This window comes from Idiomarina sp. 017G, from assembly GCF_004362265.1.
GTDB lineage: Bacteria > Pseudomonadota > Gammaproteobacteria > Enterobacterales > Alteromonadaceae > Idiomarina > Idiomarina loihiensis.
Genome location: NZ_SNWT01000002.1, coordinates 13,054 through 40,051 on the forward strand (window position 1 = coordinate 13,054; position 26,998 = coordinate 40,051).

A 26,998-nucleotide genomic window follows, 5' to 3' on the forward strand; every position below is an offset into this window, starting at 1 on the left:
AGAGGTCTATGAAAGCTTTAGAAATTACAGGCTTACGCAAAACATACCGTGGTGGTTTTGAAGCCTTAAAAGGTATTGATTTAGAGGTTGAAGAAGGTGATTTCTATGCACTGCTTGGCCCTAATGGAGCCGGGAAGTCGACCACTATCGGAATTATTTCATCGCTGGTAAATAAAACCTCGGGTCAGGTGAAGGTTTTTGGTTACGACTTAGACACGCAGCTCACCGATTTAAAACGCCAGATTGGTTTGGTGCCGCAGGAATTTAACTTCAATCAGTTTGAAACGGTTCAGCAAATTGTCGTGAATCAGGCGGGTTACTATGGTGTTCCTCGCTCGCTGGCTAAGGAACGTTCTGAAAAATACCTGAAACAGTTGGGGTTATGGGATAAGCGCAATGAACCGGCACGCTCTTTGTCTGGAGGCATGAAACGCCGGTTGATGATAGCCCGCGCATTACTGCACGAACCTAAATTACTGATTCTGGATGAGCCAACGGCAGGCGTTGATATCGAATTGCGCCGCTCTATGTGGGACTACCTGACCAAGATTAACCAACAGGGTATTACCATTATTCTGACCACCCACTATCTGGAAGAGGCCGAAACGCTGTGCCGTAACATCGGTATTATTGATAGTGGCCGGATTATTGAAAACACGTCAATGAAGCGCTTGCTGGCGCAGCTAAGCCGGGAAACCTTTGTCTTAGATTTAGAGCCGGGCCATAACGGCGCAGAAATAGAGAACTTTAATCACCGTTGGACAGATGAGCAGACACTGGAAGTGGAAGTTGATAAAAATGCCGGGCTGAACGCCGTGTTCGAGCAGCTTTCTGCCCAAAAAGTAAAAGTATTGTCAATGCGTAATAAAGCCAACCGTTTAGAGGAATTGTTTGTGTCTATGGTCGAGCAAGGGCGTCAGCAGGAGGAAGCCAAATGAGCCATTCTGCAGCTAATTTTATTGCGTTAAAAACCATCTGGATAAAAGAGTGCACCCGCTTTCTTCGTATTTGGATACAAACTCTGGTGCCGCCGGCTATTACCATGACGCTGTACTTCGTCATTTTCGGTAGCATTGTGGGCGAACGAATTGGTGAAATGAGTGGCGTCGGCTACATGGAGTTCATTGTTCCGGGCCTTATTATGATGTCCGTTATTACTAACTCCTATTCCAATGTCGCGTCGTCTTTTTTTAGTGCTAAGTTTCAGCGCAATATCGAAGAGATGCTGGTGTCCCCTGTTCCTACCGCAGTTATTATTGCCGGTTATGTCGGTGGCGGTATGGCCAGAGCCTTGATCGTCGCGGTTATTGTCACTTGTGTGTCTTTCTTCTTTGTAGAAGACATCCAAATTGCTCATATTGGTTATGTCATATTAACCGTCATTTTAACCTCCACACTCTTCTGTCTGGGCGGGTTAATTAATGCTGTTTACGGCAAAACCTTTGATGATATTTCTATCGTACCGACATTCGTACTGACGCCGCTAACCTACTTAGGCGGTGTGTTTTACTCGGTCAGTCTGTTGCCGGAATTCTGGCAGAAAGTATCTATGGCAAACCCGGTGTTGTACATGGTTAATGGCTTCCGTTATGGTTTCTTAGGCCAGTCAGACGTGGGTATAGGTCTTGCCATAGCGGTTCTGGTGGGCTTCAATGTGCTGTTCTTTGCGGCGGCTTATTATATTCTCGATAAAGGCATAGGAATCCGTTCCTGATGCAGCAGGCAAGACCGGTTACAACCAACCAGAATGGACCGCATGAAGACACTGAAGCAGCAGTCCGTCGCCATTTAGAAAGTGAGTTTCTGAAACCTATTCAGGAGCACAACCAGCAGGCGTTTGACGAAATCAACGCGCAAGTTGAAAGCTGGGGTGGGCCGATTATTCTGGATTCCTGCTGCGGCGTGGGCGAAAGTACTGCAAAACTGGCAGAAATTCATTCCGATGCTATGGTTATCGGCGTTGATAAATCGGCGCATCGGGTTGACCGTCACAGCCACTATCAGACCAGCGAGAATGGTCAGCGGTACTGGGTGGTAAGAGCCGACCTGAATGACTTCTGGCGGTTGGCGAACAGAGCCGGATGGCAGCCCCGGCAGCATTGCATTTTTTACCCTAACCCCTGGCCTAAATCGGCTCATTTAGCACGCCGCTGGCATGGTAGTCCGGTATGGAAAGATGTGGTTGCGCTTGGTGGTGAATTGCATATGCGTTCTAATTGGAGCCTATACTTGTTAGAAGTGGCGCAGGCACTTAAGGTGAGCGGGCATTATGCCGATATCTCACTGTTGTCCGATGACGCTGAGCCAATAACGCCTTTTGAGCGCAAATATAAGAACAGCGGTCAGGCTTTATGGCAACTGCACGCGAATTTATCTAAGGAGTCTTGATTGAGCCCTAAAACAGACATAGCGGAAGTAAATCAGGAATCGCTGTATCGCATATTTACGATACCCGAGGCTCCTGATTCAACGCTGGGTAAAATCGAAAAGCATCTCTCAGAAAACCTGATGGGTTTTCTGGGGGAACATATTGTTGCCCGCGAAAAGCCGCTGCAGGAAATTGAGCGTGACTTCGATAAGTCGCAGATACCAGAAGAACCCGCTTTTGTTTCCGACCATACTGAATTTCTGTTGGATAAGCTGGTCGCTCATTCGGTGCATACGGCGTCGCCGCGTTTTATCGGCCATATGACATCAGCCTTGCCGTATTTCCTGCTGCCTTTAGCTAAGCTTATGGTGGGGCTGAATCAGAATCTGGTTAAAATTGAGACCTCTAAAGCCTTTACGCCGCTGGAGCGTAACGTTATTGGCATGATGCATCATCTGGTGTATCAGCAGGACGCGCCGTTTTATAATCGCTGGATGCATAGCGCTCAGCACTCGCTGGGAGCTTTTTGCTCGGGCGGAACCATAGCCAACATGACGGCTCTGTGGGTAGCGCGCAACCGGTTGTTACAGGCAGATGGTGATTTCGCGGGCATTTCAGCCGATGGACTGGCCGCAGGTCTTCAGCATTATGGCTACTCAAAGTTAACTGTAGTGGTGTCCGAGCGTGGGCACTATTCATTAAGTAAAGCTGCGGATGTACTTGGTATTGGTCGCCGAAATTTAGTGTCGGTGGCAACAGACAGTGATAACCGTATTCGTATTGATGAATTACGAAAAACCTGCGAAAAAATTGCAAAAGAAGGCGGTAAGGTGCTTGCGCTGGTTGGTGTCGCTGGTACAACAGAAACCGGCCACATTGATCCGCTCGACGAAATGGCGACTGTTGCAGAAGAAGTGGATGCTCACTTTCATGTAGACGCCGCGTGGGGTGGTGCGACGTTATTGTCTGAACAGCATCGTCCGTTACTGGCCGGTATCGAGAGAGCCGACAGTGTGACTATTGATGCGCATAAGCAAATGTACGTCCCTATGGGCGCTGGGCTGGTGTTATTTAAGAACCCATCATTGGTTAAGTCCATAGAATACCATGCCGAGTATATTATTCGTCAGGGCTCAAAAGATTTAGGTTCGCATACCATGGAAGGTTCACGCGCGGGCATGGCTATGATGGTATTTTCGGCCATGCATGTTATCGGACGTCGTGGTTACGAGCTGCTGATTAATAACAGTATTGATAAAGCACGTTATTTCTCTAAGCTGATTTCTGAGCAGGATGACTTTGAAGTCATTACTGAGCCTGAACTTTGTATTCTGACCTATCGTTTTGTACCAATCAAAGTAAAAACGGTGTTGGATAAAGCGACGCCAGAGCAGCTGGCGCGGCTAACTCCGCACTTAAACGCACTGACGCGATATATTCAGAAGCGTCAGCGGGAGACGGGACAGTCATTTGTATCCCGGACTAAGTTAACACCGGCTCAATATCATCATGAACCAACGGTGGTTTTCCGCGTGGTGCTGGCAAACCCATTAACAACCAATGAGATGCTGCAGGAAGTTTTATGCGAACAGCGTAAAATTGCGGCAAAAGCCACCAGTTTGCGTGGCGCTCTGCATACTGAAATGCGCGAACTGGGTATGCTTATTTAGCCGCTGCGTTGGTAACTCGTAAGTTATCAATTAAGCGTGTTTTGCCCATAAAAGCGGCTGCCAGAATGACCCATTCGTGGTCTTCAGGCGTCGCTTCCTGCAAATCTGCTGCGTTACGAATACTGAAATAATCCGGCACAAACCCCGCCTGGGTCAGCTTTTCTTTTGCTGCAGCTTCCAGCTCACCAAAGTCAGTGTTTACACTCAGTTTAGCTTTGGTTTCTTCCAGAGTTTTATAAAGCTCCGCCGCTTGATGCTTTTGCTCTGTGGATAAGTAACCGTTACGCGAGCTCATGGCAAGACCACTGGTTTCACGCTGTGTGGCTGTTCCCAGAACCTCTACTGGCAGGCTTAGGTCTTGTACCATTAAGCGAATAACCTGAAGCTGTTGATAATCTTTTTCGCCAAATACAGCCAGCTGTGGCTGCACCATATTAAATAGTTTACAAACAATAGTTGCGACGCCGGTGAAATGCCCCGGGCGACTGGCTCCGCAAAGAATGTCACTGATGCCGGGCACTTCAATACGAGTCTGTTTGTCGAGACCGCGCGGGTAGACATCATTTACCTGAGGCGTAAATACCGCAGAAACACCTAAAGCGTCCAGCGCCTGGCAGTCGGCCTCCAGCGTGCGTGGGTAACTGTCGAGATCCTCGTTTGCACCGAATTGCATCGGGTTGACAAAAATACTGACAACCACGTTGTCGCATCGTTCTAACGCTGTTTTAACCAGCTGCAGGTGACCATCGTGCAGGTTGCCCATAGTCGGTACTAAAGCTACTTCAGACTGCTGTTGACGCCATCTGCGAAGCTCAGCAAGTGATTTTAAAATTCTCATTTGTAGCTATGCTCTGCTGTCGGGAACTCGCCTGAGCGCACCTGTTCCGAATATAAACGGAATGCATCAGCAAGCGAGCCGCCCTGAGCCAAAAAGTCTTTGGCAAATTTAGGCAGATAGTCACTGTTCATGCCGAGCATATCGTGCATAACTAAAATTTGTCCGTCCGTGTCTGCGCCTGCGCCAATACCAATAGTCGGAATAGATACCTGCTCGGTAATACGTTTACCCAGAGACGCGGGTACGCATTCCAGAACAAGCAATTGCGCGCCGGCCTGTTCGAGAGCCAAAGCCTGGTTTAGTGTGTCGTCGGCCTGTTGCTGCTCTTTGCCCTGTACTTTATAACCACCAAGAACATTAACCGATTGCGGCAGTAAACCAAGGTGAGCGCACACCGGAATGCCCCGGGTTTTCAAGCCTTCAATGGTTTCAACCAGCCAGTGACCACCTTCCAGTTTGACCATGTTGGCACCTGCCTGCATTAAAGCTGCCGCCACATCATAGGCTTGCTCGGGTGTGCTGTAAGTCATAAATGGCATGTCTGCTATAACAAAGGCATTGCTGGCACCTCGACGCACACACTGAGTGTGGTAAATCATATCATCGACAGTTACCGGTACAGTTGAGTCGCGTCCCTGCACAACATTACCCAGTGAATCGCCCACCAGAATAAAGTCGACGCCTTGCTCGGTCATGAGTTTAGCAAAACTTGAATCATAGGCGGTGAGGGAACTGATTTTGGTTCCTTCCCGTTTCATTTTTTGTAACGTTGCAATGCTGGTTTTGGTTGTTGCCATGACGCACCTTCAGCAGTTTTAGATGGTTATATCAGACCGACAGATTAGCACGTCCAGACCCTCTTCGGTAAGAGTCTCTGTTTGTTGTTTTGCGGTATTGCCATTAGGCAAAAGTTTGTCGGCGGCTATTTCGACCAAAGGATAAAGTACAAAGCTGCGTTCATATAACCCCGGGTGAGGAACCCTGAGAGAGTCCGATTGATGTTGCTGCTCATCAAACAGCAGCAGGTCCAGGTCCAGCGTGCGCTCGCCCCAATGCCTGACTCGTTTACGACCAAAAGCATCTTCTATATCGTGTAAGGCTTGCAAAAGCTCGGCCGCCGGTAAGCTAGTGCTTACGGAACAAACTGCATTAACGTAATCGGGCTGGTCTTGCGGGCCCATAGGTTTGCTACCGTAAAGAGAGGAATAAGCTAATAGTTGCCAGCGAGAATCATTATTCAGCGCCTTTAAAGCCGACAGAATATTGTCCATCGGCTTACCCAGGTTACTACCCAGCGCAATAAAGGCTTTATGTTGCGTCATTACCTTTATTTTCCTGAGGCTTACGGCGTGGACCACGACGACGGCGCGGTTTGCGTCGGCCTGATCCCGCTTCCGGCTTTGAGGACTTTAATTGCGCCGGGTTGTCCTGCGCTTTACTCCAGTGCTCTGCCAGCCCGGCTAATTTTTTATCGCTATTTTCCGCATAAGAGCGTAACAATAAAAAGTCGTAGGCCGCACGGAACCGTTTATGCTCAAGCACTTTTTGAGCGCGTACGCCTTTAGTGATATTCAAACGACGCTGTAACTGCCAGATATCTCTGGCTGGCAGACTGAACCGTTTGGGTAATGAAACGCGTTGCGACTGTCTGTGAATAACATCAGCGGCGGCAACGTTTAATGCGTCCATAGGTGGCAGGCCACCTTCGTTCTCAAGTTGTTCGCGCCGAGCCTGTAATGGCCACCACAACAACACGGCAATTAAATAGGCCGGAGTAACACGCTGCTCTTCTGCAATGCGTCTGTCGGTGTCTTTAAAGGCTTTCAGCATCATTTGGTAGGCCGGGCTTTGTTCGTCAGCGACGTAATCTTTCAGCATTGGGAATAACTGCTGAAACAGTCCGAAATCTTTCATCATCAGGAAGTTAGCTTCTGCTTTACCCGACATAAACATTTTCAGGAATTCGTCAAACAAACGCGCCGGTGGAATGTTTATCAGTAACGGCGCAAGTTCTTTTAACGGGCCGCTGACCGAGTTATCCATTTGCATATTCAGTTTTGTGGCAAAGCGAACGGCGCGAAGCATGCGTACCGGATCTTCACGGTAGCGCACTTCCGGGTCACCAATCATCCGCAAAATGCCAGCGTTAATGTCATCAACGCCGTTGGCAAAATCGTAAATGGCGAAGTCAGCGATATTGTAATACAGCGCATTGGCGGTAAAGTCGCGACGCTCGGCGTCTTCTTCTATGCTGCCATAGACATTATCGCGAACCAGCTGACCGTGCTCGTCCTGGTCTGCCGTGCGGTTTTTCTTATTTTCTTCCTGCGGGCTGGCACCGTGGTGGCCGCGGAAAGTCGCAACTTCAATAACTTCTTTTCCAAACACCACATGGGCCAGGCGGAAGCGACGACCAATTAGGCGACAGTTACGAAATAGGGACTTAATTTGCTCTGGTGTGGCATTAGTGGTGACATCAAAATCTTTTGGTTCAAGCCCCAGAAGAATATCGCGGATGCAGCCGCCAACCAGATAGGCTTCAAAACCACTGTTGTGCAGGCGGTAAAGAACCTTTATTGCATTTTTACTGATATCGTTGCGGGATACTGGATGTTTGTCCCGTGAGATAACTTGTAATTTGGGTAACCGGCTGGATTCAGGCTCTGCCGCTTTACTGGAAAAGGCGCGCTTTGCCAGTGCTTTTATTCGCTTAATAATGGTGGTTCTCCCTTACCATTGTTTTTATTTAGAATCAGTTGTTGTCTGCATATTGTACCGTTAACGACCTGCTATATGCCACTTTTTGCACCAACTTTGCAACGCCTGTTGCAATATTTCACTGACAGGGCTGTGTCGCAGCTCTGATTCTGGTTTAATACCCAGATAATCCAGCGCTGTGAAAAGGTTATTTCTTGCCTGGCTGGACTCAATTGACGGTGCATGGTTTTGCTTACTCAATTTGAGTCCATCGTCATTCATTATCAGAGGTAAGTGCATCATTCTCGGCTGCTTTCCGGTGAAATACTGCCATAAAGTCAGCTGCCAGAAGCTTGGAGTTATCAAGTCGCTGCCACGCACAATATCGGTAATACCCTGTTCAATATCATCAACGACCACAGCCAGCTGGTAAGCATACAATCCGTCGCGACGTTTAAGTACGAAGTCTTCACTGACTGAGGCTGAGTGATCTTCTAATAAGCCGTGTGCGCGGTCATTAAATGTATCAACCGGGTTATTATTAATGAAGCGCAGGGCGTAAGGGGTTGAACGAGGCTGGCGGTTACGACAGTAGCCATCGTAGTGATCGCTGCGGGCACGAATAGCCCGGCGACTGCAGTCGCATTGATAAAGACGTTGAGCGTTTTCCAGCTGATTGAGCTGATGCTGGTAAACCGAATCGCGCTGGCTTTGGTATAAAACGGAACCGTCCCATTCTAAACCATGGGCTTCCAACTGCGTTAAAATAGTATCGGCCGCTCCGGGCACGGCTCGCGGTTTATCGACATCTTCAATGCGAACCAGCCACTCACCTCTATGCGCTTTAGCATCTAAGTAGCTACCAACGGCAGCTACTAATGATCCCAGGTGCAAAGGCCCTGAAGGCGTTGGAGCGAAACGGCCACGATACATGAGCCTTTAGGCTCCGGTCATTTGCTTCTCTTTCATCTCGGCCAGCGTTTTACAGTCGACGCACTGGTCAGCTGTTGGGCGAGCTTCTAAACGGCGGATACCAATTTCAATTCCGCACGATTCGCAAAAGCCAAAATCATCTTCTTCTATCTTTTGTAAGGTTTTTTCAATCTTCTTAATCAACTTACGCTCACGGTCACGTGTACGCAGTTCGATACTGAATTCTTCTTCCTGCGCAGCGCGGTCTACCGGATCAGGGAAGTTCGCTGCTTCGTCTTTCATATGATGCACTGTGCGATCAACTTCCTGACGTAATTGACGACGCCATTCTTCCAGAATACGACGAAAATGCGAACGTTGCGCATCGTTCATGTACTCTTCGCCCTGTTTTTCCTGATACGGCTCCAGGCCGGCCATCGCCAGGATGCCATGGGTTTTCTTATCCTTGCCTTGAGGCATCATGGATCTCCTACATTCTCTATAAAAGAGTGCTTAAAAAGCAGTACATTAAAAAAAGGACGCTACGTATACCAGAAAGGTTTACGGTTGGCAACGTCATTCGGATTAAATTTCTGCGGTGAAATTGTGAAGGCATTGAGTTTTAAAGGCTTACGGGAACTGGTCTCTCCAGTTTTATTTCTTTCGCCGACGCGCGGCACTTTACTGCATAAAACTCGACTCCGACTGACGCTGCTTTTCTACACAGCTCAGCATACTGGCTGTCAATATGTGCGGCGGGAGAAACTCGTTCGATACCGTCGTGCATTACCATGTAAAGCTGCACTGCGCGATGACCATCGGCCACAACCTGCATCAGTTCATTAAGGTGTTTGTGAGCGCGTTGGCTGACTGCGTCGGGAAAGTAACCTTGACTTGCGTCCGCTAAAGTGACGCTTTTTACTTCAATAAAGCATTCACGGTTATGCTGGTCTACGCCCCACCAGTCGATGCGGCTTTTTTCCTTACCGTAGCGTTGCTCTGGTTTCAGCTCTTGCCACTGGCTTAATTCAGGTACAAGGTTGGTTTGTAGTAATTCTCCGGCCATGCGGTTAGCGTGCTGTGTATTGACTACAATCATTTCACCGTTGTTATTCTGAGCGAGCTCCCAGGTCAGTGAGTATTTACGTTTGGGATTATCGGAAACACTGCACCAGGCTGTAAAGCCAGGCTCTGCACACCCGGTCATGGCTCCGGTATTAGGGCAGTGGGTTGTCGTCGTTTCGTTGTCACCAAAATCAATGTCGGCGAGAAAACGTTTGTATCTTTTTTGCAAAACTCCCTGGCGCAGGGGCTTGTTAAATTGCATCAGAGACCTCATAACTCTAGTATAAACAGACAGCAAATTATCGGGAGAGGTACAGAATGTCCAGCGCACTCGCAATCTATTTAACTCAGGAAGCCCCCGCAAGTTATTGGAATCCAAAATCAAACTTAGTCTTTGGTGACAACAAAGCACAAATCATCTTAGTTGAAGATGAAGCTGAAAACTTGCGGCGTATTCAGAAAGCAGGCCGGACTCTGGACAACACCGGAGCAGTAACCATTGAAGCTGCCGGCAGTGACTGGAACCTGGAGCGTCAGTGGGCGTTGTCACAAGGTTTTACTTCAACCTTGTCGACCAATCAGGTTATCTGGAATAAAACTGACGAGCCTGCAGTCAAAGAACTTGATGCCATGCGTGAAGCGACTCGTTTCAGCCGTGAACTGACCAATTTGTCAGCGGAAGAAATTTACCCTGAAAGTTTGGCGCAACGTGTAACCGAACACTTTAAGGCTCTGGCGCCAGACGCCATCAGTGCGGAATTTATAAAAGGTGAAGCGCTGAAAGATGCTGGCTGGATGGGAATTTACACCGTAGGTCGTGCCAGTCAGCACGCACCAGGCTTATTGGTATTAGATTACAACCCAACCGGCGATGAGAATGCGCCAGTAGAAACTGCGTTAATAGGTAAGGGTATTACCTACGACAGTGGTGGTTACAGTATTAAGCCGAGCGAAGGCATGCTCGCTATGAAGTGCGACATGGGTGGTGCAGCTACCGTATCCGGTGCATTGTCGCTGGCAATACGCCGGGGTCTGAACAAGCGCGTGAAGCTCATTCTTTGCTGTGCCGAAAACATGATTGATGGTCGCGCGTACAAATTAGGCGACATTATTCGCTATAAAAACGGCCTGACGGTTGAAGTTGTTAATACCGATGCCGAAGGTCGTCTGGTGCTGGCCGATGGCTTACAGGCAGCGGGTGAGTTTGGTGCGAAACAGATTATTGATGCGGCAACGCTGACCGGCGCCGCGCAAATGGCGGTTGGTAATGAATACAACGCGCTGTTTAGTGTGGATGAAGTGGCTGCCACTAAAGCATTGGCTAATGCGGATAAAGAAAATGAGCTATTGTGGCGCTTACCTTTAGCCCCATGGCATAGTGAAAACTGTCCGTCAGCTTTTGCTGATACGGCAAACAGCCGTCCGCAAAAAGGCGGTGGTGCCGGTGGTGCAAGCAACGCCGCAGGCTTTTTACTGCGCTTTGCGCCGAACAGCGGCAAAGGCTGGCTGCACTTCGATTTAGCTGGCGCTTACCAAAAATCGGCGACCTCTATGTGGGCGACAGGCGCTACCGCCGCCGGTGTGCGCACCATAGCCGCAACCGTACAAGGTGATTAATTTGGCATGACCTTGCCAATTGAGAGCGTGCTGCCAGAGCTGGCGAAAGCCTTTCCGGCAGCACGTGTCGTTATTGAGGCACCGCCCGGTGCCGGCAAATCAACACAACTTCCGTTATTTCTGTTGCAGCAGGGTATTGCCGATGACGGCCTTATTGTCATGCTGCAGCCCCGGCGTGTTGCTGCGCTGAATATTGCTCATTATTTGGCTAAGCAGTTGGGAGAACCGGTGGGTGAGCAGGTCGGCTATACGGTGCGCGGCGACAGCAAGCGCAGTAAGGCAACTAAGTTACTTATCATTACGGAAGGTGTATTGGTTCGATGGCTGCAGGACGATCCTGAACTTAGCGGCATTGGCACGCTGATCTTCGATGAATTCCACGAGCGCAATTTGCACAGTGACTTAAGTCTGGCGCTGGTGATTGATGCCCTGCCATTGCGTCCGGATTTAAACCTGCTGATTATGTCGGCCACCTTGCCCGCAGAAAATCTGAAACTCTGGCTAGAGAATTACTGTGATCAGGTGCAGGTTTTGCGCAGCGAAGGCCGCAGTTATCCGGTTGAGTATCACTATCGCCCAGCATCTCATGTTACTCAATGGCTGGCTGAATTACCCAAAGTGGTTGTCGAAGCCTTTGCTGCTGCCGAAAAAGGTGTTCTGGTTTTCCTGCCGGGCGTTTATGAAATACAAAAGATTGCGACTGAACTGAGTCAGCGAATGCCGCCGGGCACACTCATCTTACCCCTGCATGGGCGTATCCCCTTGCAGCAACAGCGGCAAGTATTAAAAGCATCGGACGAAAAACGCATTATTCTGGCAACTAATATTGCCGAAACCAGCTTAACTCTGGACGGTATTGATGTGGTTGTCGACAGTGGTCGCGAGCGCCGGGCTCAGTACCTGCCTCAATACGGATTAAGCCAGTTAACGACGCAACGTATTGCTAAAGCTTCAGCAACACAGCGTGCCGGGCGTGCGGGTCGTCAGCAGGCGGGGCAATGTTTTCGTTTGTGGGCGCGCTCCGACGAGCATGGCTTTGCCGATTATGCGCCTCCGGACGTTGCCACTCAGGATTTATCAGCACTGGTACTGGATGTGTTGCGCTGGGGCCGTGAGGTGAGCCAACTGGCCTGGTTTTCTCAGCCTGACCCGGGGCATTGTGCCGCGGCGACCGATTTTTTAGCCAGTACCGGCTTAATAAGGCAGGGGCAGTTAACCGCAAAAGCCCGTCAGCTGGAGTCCGGCGGTTTTGATCCCAGAATTTTACTGGTGGCGGATGCAGCCAAAATGCTGAAGAACGAGCAGCAAGCCGCTATGGCTCGTGTTCTGGCGACACTGGAAGAGCCGCAAACTAGCATAAAATCAGTCGATCTGTCTGAACGTACCCAGCAGCATTATCAACAACGAAACCAGGCGCCTTTGTGGCAACAACGCTGGCGCTATTGGTTAAACCATTTTGGGCTGAAAGAAGCTGCAGAAACCGCAGAAGCCAGTGCAGAAGGACTTGCCGTCGCCTTACTGCAGGGTTACCCCGACCGAGTTGCAAAGTACGATGTCAGCCGAGGTGACTTTCAACTGGCTTGTGGTGGTCGGGTCAGTGGCGACAGCAGTCGCCTTAAGCAGCCAGCCTGGGCAATTATTTTTGATGTCACCTTTCATGAGCAAGACACGATAGGCCGCAGCCGCTGCCTGTTACCTGTGGACGATGCCCGGGCGTTACTGAAAGAAGCAGGCATTCCTTTGCAGACCTTGCAAACAGCTGAATGGGTAGGTGAGCAGCAACAACTGCGACAAATAACTCGTACTCAACTGGGCTCCTTGGTACTCAGCCAGACTACTAATAGTGGACAGGTTTCCAATGAACAAAAAGCCGAAGCCTTCTGCCTGTGGTTGCGCGATAAAGGACTGGATAAACTCAACTGGAGTCAACGCGCGAAACAGCTACAACGGCGGGTCTACTGGTTGCAACAAGCCGGAGAGCTGAGCGCCTACGACATGGGCGATGCAGGATTACTTAATAGCCTGGAGCGCTGGGCGGCGCCGTATTGGACGAATTTCCGGTCACTAAAACAATTGCAGCAGTGGGATCCATACGAGGCCTTGTGTTATTTTCTCGACTACTCAGAACTGCAACGTCTTAATACGGCCTGTCCTGAATGGTGGCAAACTCCGACAGAACGTAAAGTGTTTATAAATTATCTGGACGACACCCCCCGGGTTGAGGTCAAATTACAGGAAATGTTTGGTGTCTCTGAGTCGCCTAAAATTATCGATAACCGACAAGTTGTGACCGTTGATCTTCTGTCGCCGGCAGGGCGTTTGTTACAGCGAACCAATGATCTCGCGAGTTTCTGGCAAAATGCTTACGCCGACGTGCGCAAAGAAATGCGCGGTCGCTATCCTAAGCATCCGTGGCCCGAAGACCCTCTGAATGCAACCGCAACGTTTAAAACCAAAAGGCAGCAGTAGTGATAAAAAGTCGATGGTTTCAATACCTATTCTGGACAAGCTTTAAGATAGGGCTGGTACTTATCGCCGTTATTGGGCTTTATGCCATTTATCTGGATGCCAGTTTATCCCGTCATTTTAGTAACAAGCGCTATCAGGCCCCTGCTTTGGTTTACGCGGATGAGGTAACGCTGAGAAACAATCATCCTATGCGGTTGCAACGGCTAGTCGGCATTCTGGAGCGAGTCGGTTATCAGCGTAATAGTAATACCGAGCAGTCGGGTTACTACTCGGTGGGTAAAAATAATGTCATGGTGCATCGTCGACCTTTCGACTTTTCCGATGGGCCGCAAATGGCGCAAAGAGTGCAAATCAACTTTCACGGCGACCGAATTAAGTCTATTAAGAGCTGGCCCAGTGGCAGAGAGCTGGAAAGCTTTCGCCTGGAACCTGAGCTAATAGGCCGCATTAGTACCTTAAGTAAAGAAGACCGTTTGTTAGTTGGGCTGGAAGTCGTGCCTAACTTACTCATTGAAACCCTATTAAAAGTTGAAGACAGAAATTTTTATCATCATCAGGGGGTATCGCCCTGGTCAATTTTAAGGGCGTTGGCTGCCAACCTGAAAGCAGGCAGGACGGTTCAGGGCGGTTCTACGCTGACTCAGCAGCTGGTCAAAAACCTCTACCTGAGCCGAGACCAGACGTTATGGCGTAAGTTTCACGAAGCCATGATGTCGCTGGTTATCGATTACCGTTTTGATAAAAACACCATATTAGAGACCTACCTGAACGAAGTGTACTTTGGCCAGGACGGAAGCAACGCTATTCACGGTATAGGACTTGCCAGTCAGTTTTATTTTGGTAAGCAGGTGCAGGAGCTGAACCCAAGCGAAATTGCTTTAATGGTGGGGATGATAAAGGGGCCTTCTTATTATGACCCAAGACGCTACCCGGAGCGTGCCCGTAGCCGCAGGGACACCGTGCTTAAAGTCATGTTTGAACAGGATTTACTCGGTAAAGATAACTACGTTGCTGCGGTTGAACAGGCGCTTGACGTTAAAGAAAGCCGCCGTCTGGTTGAGCATCCTTACCCCCATTATATGGACTTAGTACGTCGGGAAATGAAGCGTATTATTCTGCCGGAAGACTGGCAGGAAACTGGGCTGAAAATCTTCACGCATTTGCAGGTGGATGCACAAAATGCAGTACAACGCTCGTTAGCACAACAGCTTATGGCTGACGGCGAAGATGAAAAGTTAGAAGGGGCAATGGTCGTTGCTGATTACCGCAACGGCACTATTAGCGCGCTCGCTGGTGGCCGCTTAAGTCAGGCTATAGGTTATAACCGGGCGTTGCTGGCACTGCGGCCAATAGGCTCATTAATGAAGCCTATTATATACGCAGCCGCGATGCAGGATTCAGACATTGGTCTGCACACGCCGGTTGCAGATGAACCCATTACTTTATCGGATAAAAAGGGAAAAGAATGGAAGCCGCAAAACTACGATAAAGAGTTTGATGGTAGTTTGCTGTTGTACGATGCGTTGGTTCAGTCGCGCAACTTACCGGCAGTTCGGGTGGGCATTGAAGTGGGTATAGACCAGTTAGTGAGTTACTTACGCGAATTAGGTGTGACAACGCCGTTACAAGCCTATCCATCGTTGACTTTAGGATCAGCATCGTTGTCTCCCGTAGCGGTGACACGAATATACAGTGCGCTTATGAATGATGGCCGTTATCAGCCTTTAGCTGCGGTGTCGTCTATCACCACCCATCAGGGCGAAGTGCTGTATCGGCGTCAGAAGTCTGAAGCAGATGTGGTTTTCGATAAAAATGTGTCTTATCTGACTCGCTATGGTTTACGGGGAGTGGTGGCTGAGGGTACCGCAAGTCGTCTGCAACGTGCTTTAGCCGGTCAGGTAGTTGGTGGCAAGACAGGTACAACGAATGATTATCGCGACAGCTGGTTTGTTGCAGTAGATGGTGAGCACGTGGTTACGGTTTGGTTAGGTCGTGATGATAACCAGCCGGTTGGCTTAACCGGAAGTAGCGGCGCTCTCAAAGTTGTGGCGGATTTTTATGATTACTTACCGCCGTTGAGCATGGCTTTAGATGTACCGGAGCCTCTGCAAATGCAAAATTTTCACCCGACAACGGGACAGCGAATTCCTGAAGACTGCAACAATGGTCGGAAATTACCGGCTGAGGAAATCAGGCTCCCCGAGGATATTACCTGTGAAGGCACTATCCGCGAGAAAAGCTGGTGGGAACGTTTATTTGGTGGCTAAAAGCGCCCGGGCCAAGGCCAGGCGCTACAGCCGTAGTGTTACGCTAACTTAGCAAAAGCTTTTTCAGCGGCATTCAGAGTGTTTTGAATGTCTTCTTCGCTGTGCGCTGCCGACATAAAGCCGCCTTCAAAGGCCGATGGCGCAAGATACACGCCTTGCTCTAACATGGCGTGATAAAACGTCTTAAAGTGCTCCATATTACACTGTGTGGCCTGAGCGTAAGTGGTTACTTCGGGCTCTTCAGTAAAAAAGAAACCAAACATAGAACCGGCGCGATTTGTTGTCATTGGCACGCCAGCCCGGTCAGCACGCTCCTGTAAACCGTCAAGCAGTGTGTCAACGCGTTGGTAAAGCTGGTCGTAAAGCCCTGGGGTGGATAACTGCTGTAACGCTGCCAAGCCTGCTGCCATGGCGACTGGGTTACCCGATAAGGTTCCTGCCTGATACACGGGCCCCACTGGCGCAATGTAGTCCATCACTTCCTTTTTGCCGCCAAAGGCACCAACCGGCATGCCACCGCCAATCACTTTACCTAAAGTCGTGAGGTCTGGTTTAATCTTATAGCGATCCTGAGCGCCGCCCGGAGCTACACGGAAACCGGTCATAACTTCGTCAAAAATCAGAACTGAACCGTGGTCGTCACAAATGCTGCGTAAGCCTTCCAGAAAACCGTCAACCGGTGGAATACAGTTCATGTTACCGGCTACCGGCTCAACAATAATGCAGGCAATCTCGTCGCCCATTTCAGCGAAAATCTGTTTCACCGATTCAATATCGTTGTAAGTTGCGGTTAAGGTATGTTTCGCAAAGTCTTCCGGAATGCCGGGAGAGTTAGGAACGCCCAGAGTCAAAGCACCTGAACCAGCTTTAACCAGCAAGGAGTCGGCATGACCGTGGTAGTTACCTTCAAACTTCAGAATTTTATCCCGACCAGTATAGCCGCGTGCCAGACGAATGGCAGTCATAGTGGCTTCAGTACCGGAATTCACCATACGCACTTTTTCAATAGAAGGGACTATTTTGCGAATAGTCTCCGCCATGGTGATTTCAACTTCCGTCGGTGTGCCGAAGCTCAGGCCTCGCTTGGCGGCCTGCAGGGTGGCTTCTAACACTGCCGGGTGGTTATGCCCCAAAATCATTGGGCCCCATGAGCCGACGTAATCGATATAACGTTTGCCGTCTGCATCAATCATATAAGCGCCTTCAGCACTCTCAAAGAAGATGGGGCTGCCACCAACGCCGTTAAAAGCCCGAACCGGCGAGTTAACGCCGCCAGGGATACTGATTTGTGCTTGAGTGTATAATTCTTCTGAGCGACTCATGTCGTAACTACCTCTTTACTGTTGGCTTTTTTCGCTGTACCAGATGACATCACATTGGTGTTTATCAACCTGATCAACGACCCCTAGTGTTAATGCAAACAGAGCCATACGAATGAGAACTCCGTTGTCAGCCTGACGGAAAATAGCCAGGTTGGGGTTTTGGTTTAAGTCATTATCCAATTCATTAGCTTCGGCGCGCGAATCCCGCGGCAAAGGATGCATGATGACCGTATTGGGTTTGTAGTGTTTAGTGTAAATGTCCTGATTTAAACGAAACTTACCGCGATACTGATCAGCGTCTTCCGGGCTGGCAAAACGTTCTTGCTGAATGCGAGTCTGATAGACAATATCAGCGTCGACAATACCGTCGACTTTTTCTGTAACCGTTACACGGTGACCTGCGTTTTCCAGCGTATCTAATACGGAGCCCGGCATAGAAAGTTCACGTGGCGAAATTAAAGTGAACTTAATGTTCTTGTACATAGAGAGTAAAGTGGACAGTGAATGTACTGTACGTCCGTACTTCAGGTCGCCAATCATGCAAATGTGCATGTTATCAATGCTCTGCTGATGGTACGCCAGTTCTTTCTGGATAGTGTAAAGGTCCAGCAATGCCTGAGTCGGATGCTCGTTTGCGCCGTCACCGCCGTTAATGACCGGTACCCGACTGCCTTCAGCAAACTCTTTTACTGAGCCCGACTTGGGGTGGCGCATGGCAATAACGTCGCTGTAGCTGCTTAATACGCGAGCGGTGTCGTAAAGCGATTCGCCCTTTGCAATGGCAGAGCTTTCCATGCCGGTAGTTTCACGGACTTCGCCCCCTAACAGGTTGAACGCCGTGCCGAAGCTTACCCGGGTACGAGTTGAAGGTTCGAAGAAAAGATTACCAAGGATAGCGCCGTCAAGAACTCGAGTGCGTGTTTTACGTCGGGCGTAAGGTTGCATCTTGTCCGCAACGGAGAATATGTAGTCAATGCTGTCGCGATTGAACTGATTTACAGAAAGAATGTTGGAGCCGGTGAAATTCATCTTTGGGTGCGCCTCTGCCGCAGAATGTCACTGGGCGCACACTATAGCAAATCATGCGGCACAAGAGAATCTAATAAGGCTTAACTACCGCTAAAATGATAATAGCGAAAAGTGCCAGTACCGGGAGCTCGTTAAACACTCGGTAAAACCGGTGGCTGCGGCGGTTGGTGCCGGTTTTAAAGTCTTTCAATAGTTTGAAACAGTAACCGTGATACACAAAAAGTAGTAACACCAGTACCAGTTTAGTGTGCATCCAGCCACTGGCAGCAAACCAGGCTGAACCGTAGGCAAAAATAAGCACCACACCGAAAATGAGGGTAAGAATGGCAAAGGGGGTGACGAAATACAGTAAACGCCTTTCCATTATACAGAGTTGCTCGTCCACGGCAGGCTTGGCGTTCATTGCGTGATAAACAAACAAACGTGGTAAGTAGAAGATGCCGGCAAACCAGGCCACCATAAAAGCAATGTGCAGGGCTTTAACCCAAAGTATCCATGTCATGCGAGTTCTCTCTGTAGGGCTTTACGAACAAGTTCCCAGGTAACAATGCCACAGGGCTGGCCATCATCGGTCTCATAAATGTACACAGCCCCCCGACGCTTGGGTCCAATTTCATCATACACTTCGGCCAGAGTCGATGTGACCCGAACTCCTTTGATAGGAGTGTAACTCAGGCTGGGACTGTCCCCGGCGTTTATATCATAAGTTACCAGACGATAAAGTGCCTGATTATCTTCATCGACTGACATGACAATAACGGTTTTCGCCTGCGCAGATTCAAGTGAGTCAACCAGTTCGTTCTGAGTGGGCTCAAGCAGCAATTTGAAATCTGTTTCCATGACGTTTTCAACACCGGTTTTCTGTAATGCGACATGCACCGGAGCCAGCTGGTAAGGCAAACCCTGCAACTCTAGCTGGGAGATGAAAATGGATTTGGATTTCAGTAACTGACTGGAAATGAGATAAGCAGGTACAATCACTAGCATAGCGGGAATAATAATTTCGACACTGCGAGACAACTCGACAATAGCGAGCAGAGCTGCCATTGGTGCGTGAATACAGGCCGCTAAAATGCCTGCCATTCCCAACAGAATGAAGCTGTCGAAGGACAGTGGCTGTTGAATATCCAAACCGTTAACTGCACCGACAAATACCGCTGCAATAATGGCTCCAATACCGAACACGGCACCAATTAAACCGCCGGGTATACCCATGCCCAAAGCAATAGCTGAGGCAAAAAGCTTTGCTATGAGCAAGGTGGTCAGCAGCGACATTTCACCCTGATGATTCAATACCTGCTCAATGGCTGTAAGCCCCGGACCTAAGCTGCTGGGAATTATGACGGCCAGCATTGCCGTTATAAGGCCGGCAAAGAGCAAACGGGTAAGCAATGACATGTCTTGTACGGTTTCCATGACATCCAGCATGAGCTTTTTGAACAAAACCCCGACAAAACCCAGTACAACGCCCAGTAGCATCACCCAGGGTAATTGTGTGGTGGGGATATCCTGGGCTGAGAGCACGGCCAGCTCAGAAGCGACACCAAAAATTTCTTCGGTAATGAGCGAACCAGCCACCGCCGACAGCATAACCGGTATAAAAACGTGAACTTTGTATTCCCGCAGTACCACTTCCATTACTAGAACCATAGCGGCCAAAGGTGTATTAAAAGAGGCCGCGATAGCTGCGGCTATACCACAGGCGGCAAGGGTTCGTATGGCGTTTTTAGGGGCGTCGAAATGAAAACCAAGCCAGGTAGCTGCCGCTGCACCTAAATGAACGGCGGGCCCTTCACGGCCGACACTGAAGCCGGCAACTAATGAAATTATTCCCCCAAAGAATTGGTTCACCGTACTGCGCCAGGGCAGCATGCCGTAGTGCTGTTTCATACGGTGGATAACGTAGGGGATACCCATCCGCACGTGTTTAGATCCCGATAGCCGAAACAGAACATAAACAATGGCGGCAGCAATAATAGGGAGTAAAAAGCGGTAAGTAGTTGGTAAAGGCTGTTGCCAATAGCTACCATTGCCGACAAGATAAGCGCCTTGCTCAATCGCCAAACGGAATCCGGCAATCATAAGAGCTGCAAGAATACCGCCGGCAAGACCCATTAAACAAATGGCGATAGTGGTCGACGGGGTCGCCAGCTGTTTGCGCAGTTGCTGTCGGAATACCGAGTTAGAGGCCATTTAAAATAAGATCCTTACCTTAAACCGTGGGATGAGCTTGCATATTTATCAATAACATATCAGCATAAACGCTTGATGGAAATGAGCTGGAAGTTATGAAGCCCTATTTTAACCTGAAATACTGGCAACAGCGCTGGGGAGCTTTCCCGGTATTTGTGTTGTTGATCTGTGTTGCTGTTTTGGTTGTTTACCTGGCTTACCTAGCCGGAGTTTGGCATGCAAAAGCCTTGAAAGAAGAAGTTTCCAAACAGTCGCAACAACTTGAGCAGCTTTATCAGCGTATTGAGCAGATGGAGTATCAACGCCATGTGCTGCAAGTTGAGCTAGACATTGAGCGCTCGGCAAACCAAAGTTTGCAGGACGAGTTGAGTGCGTTACAGAACGATAATTATGGTTTACGCCGAGATTTAGCGTTTTATCAGAAGATTATGGCGCCGGAGCTACAGGAAAGCGGCGTTACGATAGATTCTTTAACGGTTACGAAGAACCGTTCAGAAAATCATTTTCATTTCTCTCTGGCGGTATTGCAAATTGAGCAGCGTCGTAACTTTGTTCAGGGGAATGTTACAGTTGAACTGGTCGGCCGCATTGATGGTAAGAAAGAGCGTTATGACTTACTGAAACTGGCCAATATAGCGCAAGATGAACGGAGCTTTTCTATGCGCTATTTCTCTTTGTACGAAGGCGACTTCTTTATGCCTGAAGGGCTTGTGCCAGAACGGGTTGAAGTAAAAGTGCAGCTAACCAAAGGTGGTAGAGGGACACTGGACCGAACCTTTTTCTGGAAAGAAATTAGCCGCGGAGATGCCAACCCCGGTGTGCGTAGTGACGGCGATACTTGACCAAAATACTCAGGTAAGAGAAAATAGCAGTAGAGTTCAACCAAGGTAGAGAAATCATGAGCAGTGCAGCAGAGCAGGCAATGCCGATTGAGTTCACTGAACAAGCGGCAAGCAAAGTGGGTAAGCTGATTGCTGAAGAAGAAAACCCAAACTTGAAGTTGCGTGTTTACGTAACCGGAGGCGGTTGTTCGGGCTTCCAATATGGTTTTACCTTTGATGAAAAGAAAAACCCGGGTGATATGGAAATAGAAAAAAACGGCGTCACCCTGCTGGTTGATCCAATGAGTTTACAGTATTTAATGGGGGGCGTGGTCAGCTACGAAGAAGGACTGCAGGGTTCACGCTTTTTTGTCGACAACCCTAATGCCACAACAACCTGTGGTTGCGGTTCGAGTTTTTCCGTTTAGGCTTTAGTTCCTTCCCTCGGGAACAGCTGAAAGTTTTCGGCTTTTCCGCTAGAATAACCTCACAATTTTTTGTGAGGTTTTTTTATGAGCGCGTACGCAGAACACATCAAGACAGTTTGTAGCCGCTTTGATAAAGCGTTAGAGGACAACAATTTTGAATCGGTACTGGTTTACTCGGGCCAGCCACGAGTTGATTTTCTCGATGATAACGCGCCGCCGTACCGGGTTAATCCGCTATTTAAATACTGGGTTCCGGTCACAGAAAGCCCCAAAAGCGCTATTTTTTATCGCAAGGGCAGCCAACGTCCTACGGTTTACTTATTTCAGGCTCGGGACTTTTGGCATGCTCCAGTGAATGTGCCGGAAGAAGAATGGCAGCAGCATGTTGATTTAAAAATTATCGACGACTTAAGCATGCTGACTGAAGACTTAGGCAGCGACTTGGAGCAGTCCGCTTTTATTGGTGAAGACTTTGCACAGCCGGTCAGTGACTGGAGAGTAAAAGCACGTAACCCGCAGGCATTGATTGATCATCTGCACTTTCACCGCTCAATAAAAACTCAATGGGAAGTGGATAATTTGCGCGAAGCCAACCGCTTAGCGGCAAAAGCCCATGTTGCAGCAAAAGAAGCCTTTTTTGCCGGTAAAAGCGAGTTGGAAATACATCATGCTTACCTTGGCGCTATCGACTTTCGTGAGTCACAGGTGCCTTACAATAGTATCGTTGCGCTGAACAGCCACTCGGCAATTTTGCATTATGACGTATACGACACTGTTCCGCCTAAGCAAATCCGTTCGTTCTTAATAGATGCTGGCGCACGCTACCGTGGTTATTGCTCCGATATAACCCGCTCATACGCTTATGAAGAAGGTTTCTACGCGAATCTGGTAGAAGCTATGGATAAAGCACAACAAGAGCTGTTGAGCGAGATTAAGCCCGGTGTGAGCTATTACGACCTGCATGTGTCGATGCATCTGAAAGTCGCGAAAATTTTAAGTGACTTTGAGTTTATTAAAGGTGATGCACAAAGCATTTATGACAAAGGTTACACCAGTGCCTTTATGCCACATGGATTAGGGCACTTTATTGGTTTGCAGGTACACGATGTTGGTGGTTTCCTGAAGGACGACAAAGGTAACAGCTACGAGCGCAGTGAGCGTCATCCGTTTTTACGCTTATTAAGAGACATTGAAGTTGGCCACGTCTTCACAATTGAGCCGGGCTTATATGTGGTCGATCAGCTACTGGAAGAGCACAAAGACAGCGCAGATATTAACTGGGAGAAAGTTGATGAGCTGCGTCCATACGGCGGTGTACGTATTGAAGACAGCATCGTGGTTGGAGCCGATGGCAATGAAAACCTGACGCGTGATGCGTTTAAAGAACTGGGTGCCGAATAAAGAGTCTATTGATGTAGGACTTTAGCGCCTAAAACAACCGGGTGACTGGCTCCTGTAACTTCAGGCTGGTTGCCCGGTTTTTTATGCTCGAAACACCAGCCTAACCAGGCAAAAGCGATTGCCTCAACCCATTGCGGGTCAACGCCTAAACTCGCTGTAGTATCGCATTGAATCGGCGCTAAAAGTTGAGTTAAGCGCTCCATCAATAATGGGTTTCGGGTGCCTCCGCCACAAAAATAAGCCGTATCGGGTTGTTGTGGCAGGGTTGTCAGTGCATCTTTGATGCTAATAGCGGTAAGTTCGGTCAAAGTGCGCTGTATATCAGCCGGGGATATATCCTGCCCGGCCAATTGTTGTTGCAGCCATTTTAAGTTGAACTCCTCGCGACCCGTACTTTTGGGAGCTGGCTTAGCAAAAAACGGATGCTGCAATAAACGCTTTAGCAGGTCAGGCTGAAGTTTGCCTGCTCTCGCAAACTGAGCATTTTCATCGAAGCTTTTACTTGAGTCATTATGCTGAACCCATTGGTCGAGCAAGGTGTTGGCAGGTCCTGTATCGAAGCCCAGTATGTTGCCGTTATGGCCAAGCCAGGTGACATTGGCAATACCACCTAAATTAATCACCGCAATGCTTTGATTCTTGCGGGAAAAAACTTGCTTATGAAAAGCCGGAACCAATGGCGCACCCTGACCACCTGCGGCGATGTCTTTGCGACGAAAATCGTAAATCACATCAATACCCGTACCCAAAGCTAACCGTGTAGGGTCGCCAATTTGACAGGTGTAGGCTGGTATTGAGTTGGGCTTGTGGCGAACGGTTTGTCCGTGACTGGCTATGGCGGTAATGTCTTTTGCTGCGATACTGACTTTTTCAAGAAGCCGCTCTACGACTTTGGCACTGAGCTCGGAAAAAGCAATGTCTAAACCGGCCAGTTCATCGGCCTGCCAGTTGTCTGTGTGGCTTAAAGCCAATAAACGAGTACGCAATTCCGGGGGGAAAGACAAAGAGTGATGAGCTTCAAGTCTGGGCGTGCCTTGCGCATCTATCTGGACTAATGCCGCGTCAACCGCATCCATACTGGTGCCCGACATCAGTCCAATATAACGCTGAAACATTACTGCATCGCCAGGTAAACGCGTCTGTTGTCGTTTAGTATGGCCATTACCTGATCCGCGTGTTGACGGAAAGCCGGTAATTCTGATTCACCCAGCGACTTGGCTTCCGGCAATTCCACCGTACGAGGGTTACGGTGCACGCCGTCAACAAGGAATTCGTAGTGTAAGTGTGGGCCCGTTACCCGGCCTGTCGCGCCGACGCGACCAATTACCTGACCCTGTTTAACACGGTCGCCTGTTTTCACGTGCTTACGGCTAAGGTGTAAATACTTAGTCACGTAGCGTTCGCCGTGTTGCACAAAAATATAATTACCATTCAACGAGGTATAACCAGCCGCGATAACTTTACCATCACCAGAAGACATTACTGGCGTGCCAGTAGAGGCTGCGTAATCTATACCATTGTGCGGGCGCACTCTTCCGGTAACCGGATGTAAGCGGCGAGGGTTGAAGCTCGAGCTTATGTAGGTAAAGTTAACGGGTGAACGCAGGAAGGTTTTGCGCATGGCGCGGCCGTTCGGCGTATAATATTGTCCATTATCGTGAAGAATGGCCTGGAAGTTCTCATCGCGGTTTACAAACTCTGCCGCTAAAATTTTGCCGTAGCCAACAAACTCGCCATCTACATAGTGCGTTTCATAAAGTACGCTAAATTCGTCGTTTTTACGCAAGTCTAAGGCAAAGTCGATATCCCAGCCAAAAATATTGGCAATGCGCATAATTTGGTTGTCAGTCAAGCCCGAGTCGATACCGGCATTCCAGAAGCTGGAGTCAATAACGGCATGAGTGAATTCTGTACGAACTTCAACTTTTTTAGTTTCGATTTCAGCAACAAAGCTGTCGTTTTGACGAGTGATAATAAGCGTTTCTGTATCGTTTATCTGGTGCGCTAGCTGCACCAGGTTATCGTCACTGTCAGTCGCAAAGCGAAGCAAATCGCCAGGGTGAACTTTACGAAGATATTTGGCTTCATCGCCGGACTCGGTAACGCGATACAGTTGCTGGGCACTAAAGCCTACTTTGCTAAATATTTTAGCTAAGCTGTCACCCGATTTAATCTGATAGGTTTGCCATGTCAGCTCTGAGTTTTCGGTACTTTCATCTGAGCTGGGTTGCTCAAAAGCTAAATCGAGCTGGTAACGTTTACCTGGCATCAACTGCTCGGCTGAAGTACTGTTCTTAGATGCCGTGGCAGGTTCCGACGGAATGATCAGTAATAGCAAGAGGGCAACGCTGATCGCACTGATCAGAATTTTATGAGAATGCGGAAGTTGCAGAAACATCCGCTGAATTTTGGTGACAGATTTTAATGTCATATTATAGCGCACTTCACTTTCTTTATTGTGATTATCCAGTAAACATGTGTCAGCAAACACGGGGATTACCGCACCTGTTTACGACCACAGAATAACCTTATGGTTTCGAGGATAATACGAAAAAATGAAGAATACCAGATCATTGAGCTTAAAACAGTGGTAATAATGGCGTAAAATGGCTGGTTTATGAGTTTTTACAGTTGGAGATGAGGATGAAAACCGAAGTGGCGGAAGCTATTGCCGAGATTACTCGCGGTGCCGAAGAAGTTTTACTCGAGCAGGAACTGGCTGAGAAGTTGGCCAGTGGTAAGCCACTGACAGTGAAAGCTGGCTTTGACCCAACGGCACCTGATTTACACTTGGGACACACTGTTTTAATCAACAAGCTGAGAGTATTTCAGGACTTTGGTCATAAAGTGGTTTTCCTTATAGGTGATTTCACCGGCATGATAGGTGACCCTACAGGTAAGAATGTGACCAGAAAGCCGCTGACCACGGAACAGGTTATTGCTAACGCTGAAACTTATAAAGAACAGGTTTTTAAAATTCTCGATCCGGCTAAAACCGAAATCCGTTTTAACTCCGAATGGATGTCGAAAATGGGGGCGGCCGATATGATTAAACTGGCTGCGCGCCAGACTGTAGCCCGTATGTTAGAACGTGATGATTTTAAAAAACGCTACCAGAACAATCAGTCGATAGCTATTCACGAGTTTTTATACCCATTGGTTCAGGGCTGGGATTCGGTTGAATTAAAAGCTGACGTTGAGCTTGGCGGAACCGACCAGCGCTTCAACCTGCTCATGGGGCGCGAACTGCAAAAAGAAGAAGGGCAGCGTCCACAAACTGTCATTATGACGCCGTTACTGGAAGGGCTGGACGGTGTGCAGAAAATGTCAAAATCGCTGAATAACTATATTGGCATTACGGAACCGGCAAATGACATGTTTGGTAAAATTATGTCGGTGTCAGATGAGCTCATGTGGCGTTACTTCCAGTTACTCAGCTTTCGTTCCATTACTGAAATTGACGAGCTGAAAGCGGCTGTAGCCGACGGCAAAAACCCACGTGATGTGAAAGTTTTGCTGGCAAAAGAAATCATCGCTCGCTTTCACTCGGAAGACGACGCTGAGAAAGCCGAACAGGATTTTATTCAGCGTTTCCAGAAAAATGCTTTACCGGACGATATTCCGGAAAAGACGGTGCAAGTCGGAGCTGAGGGAATGGCAATAGGTAATGTGCTAAAAGAAGCCGGCTTGGTTGAGTCCACCTCGGAAGCGTTACGAATGATAAAACAAAATGCCGTTAAAGTGGATGGCGAGAAATTCAGCGATTCGCGTTATCTGTGCACAGAAAAAGACTCTGGAGTTTATCAGGTAGGTAAACGTCGCTTCGCTAAAATTAACTTAACGGCGTAACAGCGTTAATTATTAAGGCAATAAAACCGTAAAATATAAAAAGGCGCCTTTA

At 48.7% G+C, this 26,998-nt stretch carries 24 protein-coding genes; 11 read left to right on the forward strand and 13 right to left on the reverse strand.

All coding sequences use genetic code 11. From position 1 onward, the window contains the following. Positions 1-8: 8 nt before the first annotated feature. The 4 genes from DEU30_RS05210 to panP are packed head-to-tail and all read left to right on the forward strand — an operon-like array spanning position 9 to position 4,038. Positions 9-938, forward strand: coding sequence for an ABC transporter ATP-binding protein (locus DEU30_RS05210; RefSeq protein WP_011235486.1), 930 nt, complete (start codon positions 9-11; stop codon positions 936-938). Then, positions 935-1,714 (forward strand): ABC transporter permease, encoded by a 780-nt coding sequence (locus DEU30_RS05215; RefSeq protein WP_034822007.1) that lies wholly within the window; start codon positions 935-937, stop codon positions 1,712-1,714. Before DEU30_RS05210 ends, DEU30_RS05215 begins: the two co-directional genes overlap by 4 nt. Further along, positions 1,714-2,388, forward strand: a complete 675-nt coding sequence (locus DEU30_RS05220) for an SAM-dependent methyltransferase (RefSeq protein WP_114981647.1) — start codon at positions 1,714-1,716, stop codon at positions 2,386-2,388. Before DEU30_RS05215 ends, DEU30_RS05220 begins: the two co-directional genes overlap by 1 nt. Next, positions 2,389-4,038 carry a pyridoxal-dependent aspartate 1-decarboxylase PanP gene (panP, locus tag DEU30_RS05225; RefSeq protein WP_114981648.1) on the forward strand — a complete coding sequence of 550 codons (1,650 nt, stop codon included), beginning with the start codon at positions 2,389-2,391 and terminating at the stop codon, positions 4,036-4,038. It abuts the gene before it with no gap. Here the strand turns inward: panP and panC are convergent. From panC to sfsA, 7 genes are all read right to left on the reverse strand, one after another. After that, positions 4,031-4,876 carry a pantoate--beta-alanine ligase gene (gene panC, locus DEU30_RS05230; protein WP_011235482.1) on the reverse strand — a complete coding sequence of 282 codons (846 nt, stop codon included), beginning with the start codon at positions 4,874-4,876 and terminating at the stop codon, positions 4,031-4,033. The genes panP and panC overlap by 8 nt on opposite strands. Continuing rightward, a complete protein-coding gene (gene panB, locus DEU30_RS05235) occupies positions 4,873-5,673 on the reverse strand; it encodes a 3-methyl-2-oxobutanoate hydroxymethyltransferase (protein WP_110014300.1) in 801 nt (266 codons plus the stop codon). The genes panC and panB overlap by 4 nt, the downstream gene beginning before the upstream one ends. An 18-nt stretch (positions 5,674-5,691) precedes the next feature. Continuing rightward, on the reverse strand, positions 5,692-6,198 hold the full coding sequence (folK, locus tag DEU30_RS05240; RefSeq protein WP_011235480.1) for a 2-amino-4-hydroxy-6-hydroxymethyldihydropteridine diphosphokinase: 507 nt from the start codon (positions 6,196-6,198) through the stop codon (positions 5,692-5,694). Then, positions 6,185-7,504 (reverse strand): polynucleotide adenylyltransferase PcnB, encoded by a 1,320-nt coding sequence (gene pcnB, locus DEU30_RS05245; RefSeq protein WP_041291761.1) that lies wholly within the window; start codon positions 7,502-7,504, stop codon positions 6,185-6,187. Before pcnB ends, folK begins: the two co-directional genes overlap by 14 nt. A 150-nt stretch (positions 7,505-7,654) precedes the next feature. Further along, on the reverse strand, positions 7,655-8,506 hold the full coding sequence (gluQRS, locus tag DEU30_RS05250; RefSeq protein ID WP_011235478.1) for a tRNA glutamyl-Q(34) synthetase GluQRS: 852 nt from the start codon (positions 8,504-8,506) through the stop codon (positions 7,655-7,657). Positions 8,507-8,512: 6 nt separating this feature from the next. Continuing rightward, positions 8,513-8,965, reverse strand: a complete 453-nt coding sequence (gene dksA / locus DEU30_RS05255) for an RNA polymerase-binding protein DksA (RefSeq protein WP_011235477.1) — start codon at positions 8,963-8,965, stop codon at positions 8,513-8,515. A gap of 142 nt (positions 8,966-9,107) precedes the next feature. Beyond that, the gene (sfsA, locus tag DEU30_RS05260; protein ID WP_011235476.1) at positions 9,108-9,812 is read right to left on the reverse strand and encodes a DNA/RNA nuclease SfsA; all 705 of its coding nucleotides are present in this window, start codon (positions 9,810-9,812) and stop codon (positions 9,108-9,110) included. A 56-nt stretch (positions 9,813-9,868) separates the two neighbouring features. On the opposite strand from sfsA, the gene pepB reads away from it, so the two are divergent. From pepB to mrcB, 3 genes are read left to right on the forward strand one after another with little or no spacing between them, the layout of a single operon-like run. Then, positions 9,869-11,167: an aminopeptidase PepB gene (gene pepB, locus DEU30_RS05265; RefSeq protein ID WP_011235475.1), complete on the forward strand. Its 1,299-nt coding sequence runs from the start codon at positions 9,869-9,871 to the stop codon at positions 11,165-11,167. 6 nt (positions 11,168-11,173) lie between these two features. After that, positions 11,174-13,636 (forward strand): ATP-dependent helicase HrpB, encoded by a 2,463-nt coding sequence (gene hrpB, locus DEU30_RS05270; protein ID WP_114981649.1) that lies wholly within the window; start codon positions 11,174-11,176, stop codon positions 13,634-13,636. Continuing rightward, positions 13,636-15,903 (forward strand): penicillin-binding protein 1B, encoded by a 2,268-nt coding sequence (gene mrcB / locus DEU30_RS05275; RefSeq protein WP_114981650.1) that lies wholly within the window; start codon positions 13,636-13,638, stop codon positions 15,901-15,903. Before hrpB ends, mrcB begins: the two co-directional genes overlap by 1 nt. A 38-nt stretch (positions 15,904-15,941) precedes the next feature. Here mrcB and hemL read toward each other — a convergent pair whose 3' ends face one another. The 4 genes from hemL to DEU30_RS05295 all read right to left on the reverse strand — a co-directional run bounded on the left by hemL (position 15,942) and on the right by DEU30_RS05295 (position 20,447). Further along, positions 15,942-17,225, reverse strand: coding sequence for a glutamate-1-semialdehyde 2,1-aminomutase (gene hemL, locus DEU30_RS05280; protein WP_114981651.1), 1,284 nt, complete (start codon positions 17,223-17,225; stop codon positions 15,942-15,944). A gap of 15 nt (positions 17,226-17,240) precedes the next feature. Beyond that, positions 17,241-18,254, reverse strand: coding sequence for an aspartate carbamoyltransferase (locus tag DEU30_RS05285; protein ID WP_011235471.1), 1,014 nt, complete (start codon positions 18,252-18,254; stop codon positions 17,241-17,243). Positions 18,255-18,324: 70 nt separating this feature from the next. Further along, complete coding sequence (hemJ, locus tag DEU30_RS05290; RefSeq protein ID WP_114981652.1) at positions 18,325-18,756, reverse strand: protoporphyrinogen oxidase HemJ; 432 nt, start codon at positions 18,754-18,756, stop codon at positions 18,325-18,327. Next, positions 18,753-20,447, reverse strand: coding sequence for a chloride channel protein (locus tag DEU30_RS05295; RefSeq protein ID WP_110014308.1), 1,695 nt, complete (start codon positions 20,445-20,447; stop codon positions 18,753-18,755). The genes hemJ and DEU30_RS05295 overlap by 4 nt, the downstream gene beginning before the upstream one ends. 95 nt (positions 20,448-20,542) lie before the next feature. Here DEU30_RS05295 and DEU30_RS05300 point away from each other — a divergent pair, with 95 nt between their 5' ends. The 3 genes from DEU30_RS05300 to pepQ all read left to right on the forward strand — a co-directional run bounded on the left by DEU30_RS05300 (position 20,543) and on the right by pepQ (position 23,097). After that, the gene (locus tag DEU30_RS05300) at positions 20,543-21,289 is read left to right on the forward strand and encodes a DUF6776 family protein (RefSeq protein WP_011235468.1); all 747 of its coding nucleotides are present in this window, start codon (positions 20,543-20,545) and stop codon (positions 21,287-21,289) included. 56 nt (positions 21,290-21,345) lie between these two features. Next, the gene (gene erpA / locus DEU30_RS05305; RefSeq protein WP_011235467.1) at positions 21,346-21,696 is read left to right on the forward strand and encodes an iron-sulfur cluster insertion protein ErpA; all 351 of its coding nucleotides are present in this window, start codon (positions 21,346-21,348) and stop codon (positions 21,694-21,696) included. 84 nt (positions 21,697-21,780) lie between these two features. Then, positions 21,781-23,097, forward strand: a complete 1,317-nt coding sequence (gene pepQ, locus DEU30_RS05310) for a Xaa-Pro dipeptidase (RefSeq protein ID WP_114981653.1) — start codon at positions 21,781-21,783, stop codon at positions 23,095-23,097. Positions 23,098-23,102: 5 nt separating this feature from the next. Here pepQ and DEU30_RS05315 read toward each other — a convergent pair whose 3' ends face one another. Further along, positions 23,103-24,212, reverse strand: a complete 1,110-nt coding sequence (locus DEU30_RS05315; RefSeq protein WP_114981654.1) for an anhydro-N-acetylmuramic acid kinase — start codon at positions 24,210-24,212, stop codon at positions 23,103-23,105. Beyond that, positions 24,212-25,588, reverse strand: a complete 1,377-nt coding sequence (locus tag DEU30_RS05320) for a peptidoglycan DD-metalloendopeptidase family protein (protein WP_034822047.1) — start codon at positions 25,586-25,588, stop codon at positions 24,212-24,214. Before DEU30_RS05320 ends, DEU30_RS05315 begins: the two co-directional genes overlap by 1 nt. A 152-nt stretch (positions 25,589-25,740) precedes the next feature. On the opposite strand from DEU30_RS05320, the gene tyrS reads away from it, so the two are divergent. Beyond that, positions 25,741-26,946 carry a tyrosine--tRNA ligase gene (gene tyrS / locus DEU30_RS05325; RefSeq protein ID WP_011235463.1) on the forward strand — a complete coding sequence of 402 codons (1,206 nt, stop codon included), beginning with the start codon at positions 25,741-25,743 and terminating at the stop codon, positions 26,944-26,946. Positions 26,947-26,998 lie beyond the last annotated feature (52 nt).

Coding starts and splice junctions, on each gene's coding strand:
- DEU30_RS05210 (WP_011235486.1), top strand. CDS start 9: ATGAAAGCTTTAGAAATTACAGGCTTACGCAAAACATACCGTGGTGGT.
- DEU30_RS05215 (WP_034822007.1), top strand. CDS start 935: ATGAGCCATTCTGCAGCTAATTTTATTGCGTTAAAAACCATCTGGATA.
- DEU30_RS05220 (WP_114981647.1), top strand. CDS start 1,714: ATGCAGCAGGCAAGACCGGTTACAACCAACCAGAATGGACCGCATGAA.
- panC (WP_011235482.1), bottom strand. CDS start 4,876: ATGAGAATTTTAAAATCACTTGCTGAGCTTCGCAGATGGCGTCAACAG.
- panB (WP_110014300.1), bottom strand. CDS start 5,673: ATGGCAACAACCAAAACCAGCATTGCAACGTTACAAAAAATGAAACGG.
- folK (WP_011235480.1), bottom strand. CDS start 6,198: ATGACGCAACATAAAGCCTTTATTGCGCTGGGTAGTAACCTGGGTAAG.
- gluQRS (WP_011235478.1), bottom strand. CDS start 8,506: ATGTATCGTGGCCGTTTCGCTCCAACGCCTTCAGGGCCTTTGCACCTG.
- dksA (WP_011235477.1), bottom strand. CDS start 8,965: ATGCCTCAAGGCAAGGATAAGAAAACCCATGGCATCCTGGCGATGGCC.
- sfsA (WP_011235476.1), bottom strand. CDS start 9,812: ATGCAATTTAACAAGCCCCTGCGCCAGGGAGTTTTGCAAAAAAGATAC.
- pepB (WP_011235475.1), top strand. CDS start 9,869: ATGTCCAGCGCACTCGCAATCTATTTAACTCAGGAAGCCCCCGCAAGT.
- hrpB (WP_114981649.1), top strand. CDS start 11,174: ATGACCTTGCCAATTGAGAGCGTGCTGCCAGAGCTGGCGAAAGCCTTT.
- hemL (WP_114981651.1), bottom strand. CDS start 17,225: ATGAGTCGCTCAGAAGAATTATACACTCAAGCACAAATCAGTATCCCT.
- DEU30_RS05285 (WP_011235471.1), bottom strand. CDS start 18,254: ATGAATTTCACCGGCTCCAACATTCTTTCTGTAAATCAGTTCAATCGC.
- hemJ (WP_114981652.1), bottom strand. CDS start 18,756: ATGACATGGATACTTTGGGTTAAAGCCCTGCACATTGCTTTTATGGTG.
- DEU30_RS05295 (WP_110014308.1), bottom strand. CDS start 20,447: ATGGCCTCTAACTCGGTATTCCGACAGCAACTGCGCAAACAGCTGGCG.
- DEU30_RS05300 (WP_011235468.1), top strand. CDS start 20,543: ATGAAGCCCTATTTTAACCTGAAATACTGGCAACAGCGCTGGGGAGCT.
- erpA (WP_011235467.1), top strand. CDS start 21,346: ATGAGCAGTGCAGCAGAGCAGGCAATGCCGATTGAGTTCACTGAACAA.
- pepQ (WP_114981653.1), top strand. CDS start 21,781: ATGAGCGCGTACGCAGAACACATCAAGACAGTTTGTAGCCGCTTTGAT.
- DEU30_RS05315 (WP_114981654.1), bottom strand. CDS start 24,212: ATGTTTCAGCGTTATATTGGACTGATGTCGGGCACCAGTATGGATGCG.
- tyrS (WP_011235463.1), top strand. CDS start 25,741: ATGAAAACCGAAGTGGCGGAAGCTATTGCCGAGATTACTCGCGGTGCC.